The sequence below is a fragment of the Bacillus sanguinis genome (assembly GCF_018332475.1).
Classification (GTDB): domain Bacteria; phylum Bacillota; class Bacilli; order Bacillales; family Bacillaceae_G; genus Bacillus_A; species Bacillus_A sanguinis.
Map to the genome: position 1 here is coordinate 1 of NZ_BOQB01000416.1, position 2,262 is coordinate 2,262.

General features: G+C 37.3%; 2 protein-coding genes. Both read right to left on the reverse strand.

Going from position 1 to position 2,262, the window contains the following annotated elements:
- Nucleotides 1-952, reverse strand: a 952-nt coding sequence (locus tag KI369_RS27000; protein ID WP_212958632.1) for an S-layer homology domain-containing protein, incomplete at its 3' end; no start/stop codon positions are given.
- Nucleotides 953-1,225: 273 nt separating this feature from the next.
- Nucleotides 1,226-2,262 (reverse strand): M42 family metallopeptidase (locus KI369_RS27005; protein ID WP_212958635.1); only part of this gene is annotated, 1,037 nt, incomplete at its 5' end.

Consider the following 2,262-nt stretch of genomic DNA (forward strand, 5'->3'; position numbering starts at 1 on the left):
TTAATTGATTTTTATCAACCCACTGGAATCCAGCGCCTACGCGGATACGAATCCAGCTGCCACTCTCTTCCATAATCGTTACTGTTTGTGCATTATATGTACCTAGCACTTTAGAACTATGTGAAGCTGTTTCATACGCAGTAAAACCTTCATGAATCGTTTCTGTTTTTTCTTGTATAGGTGTCCACTTCTCACCTTTACTTGTTACAATTTTTAACCAGCCGTCTGCTCTTTGTTCTTTCACTTCAACCATTTGTGGCTTATGCTGAACGTCAGTAATACCAGATGATAATGATGGTTGATGATATGTAATAAAGTTTCTGTTCATATACATTCTTTTTGATGTATTTGTTTTATCTTTATCAGCCTTTGCAATGAACTGAGCTGTTTCTGCACGCGTTACAGTTCCTTCAGGATTCCAGCCATTTCCCGTACCATTAGAAATCTCTAAACCTACTAAAATATTAGCTTGGTTCTTACCCCAATGAGGTTCTAAATCTTTAAACTGTGTTGGAAGTTCTCCAATAATCTTCTTATCTAATGAGTACGCTTGTACTAACATAGATGCCATAGATGCACGGTTCATTTTGCCGAATGGATTGAAATTACCAGTACCATCTCCATTAATTGCACCTGCTTTTTCCACTGCAGCGATGTACGGAGCTGCCCAATGGCTTTGTGCATCTTTAAAAGATGGCTTTGCTTTTGGATCAATTGGTAAACCAAGAACGACTGCTAAGATTTTTGCAGCCGATCCTCTATCTACTGCTTCAGACGGAGAAAACGTTCCATCTGGCTTTCCATCAAGCGCTTTTTTACCTACTAAATAATCAACTGATTCTTGCGCCCATGTAGGAACATCCGAAAACTTCTTCGCTGCTGCGAAACTACTTACTGGAGACGATAATAAACTTGCGGCTAATATACCTGCCGCGACTGCACGATACTTCATAAAAAATAATACTCCTCTCAACAATCATTATTTAATAACGCGTAATCTTAATATGCAAATTAAATTAAACCCGGACAAAAAAAATTAGTGCGCCTCTATTATTTTATAATACTCGAATTATGTAGTAAACCTACTTTCTTAATATTGTAAAATAAATTACAATTAATTTACTTTTTGTTGAATAAAGTCGGTTAAATTAGATTTAAATCATATGCCTGTGTCTAATTCTCTGCAAACAAAAATAGGCTTACCTCAGGCAGCCTATTTCTTTTCTTATTCCGCAATCATCTCTGATAATACATATGCATAAACGAGTGCTTCTGTATGTGCAATTGAACTTTCATGTGTACGCTCAAATGCATGAGAAGAATCAATACCCGCTCCAATTAATGCATGTTTCACATCAAATCCAGCGTGAATCGCAGCTGATGCATCCGATCCGTAGTACGGATAAATATCTACTTTATATTCAATATGATTTGTTTTCGCAAGCTCTACTAAATGTTTACGCAGTGCATAATGATACGGACCGCTAGAGTCTTTTGCACAAATAGATACTGTATATTCATCAGACGCTTGTCCATCACCTAACGCTCCCATATCAACCGCTAAATATTCAACCGTTTCTTCTGGAATGTTAGAATTACCACCGTATCCAATCTCTTCGTTATTAGAAATTAAGAAATGAGTTGTATATGGTAATGTTACGTTTTCATCTTGTAATCTCTTAATTAATTTCAATAGAATCGCAACACTTACTTTATCATCTAAATGACGTGATTTTATGTATCCACTCTCTGTAACTTGAACACGCGGATCGAATGAAACGAAGTCTCCTACTTCAATGCCTAATTCACGTACTTCATCAGCTGAAAAGACACGCTCATCAATACGAACCTCAATATTTTTCTCGTCGCGTTTCGCTTCACCTGCATCTTTATATACATGCACAGATGTTTGATGCATTAAAATCGTCCCTGTATACGTCTTACCGCTTGATGTTTCAATTTCGCAATATTCCCCTTCTACAGAGTTCCAGCGAAATCCACCAATCATAGAAAGACTCAGGCGACCGTCAGGCTTAATTTCTTTCACCATCGCACCTAACGTATCAACGTGTGCCGTTAATAAACGATGCTGTGCATCATTTTTTCCTTTTACCGTTAAAATAAGAGCGCCTTTATTGTTTCGCTTCGTTTCTACATTCCACTCACTTACATAGTTTTCAATAAAACGAATGATTTTCTCTGTATTTCCAGACGGACTTGGAATAGAGACAAGCTCCTTAATCAGTTCCATCGTTTCTTTCG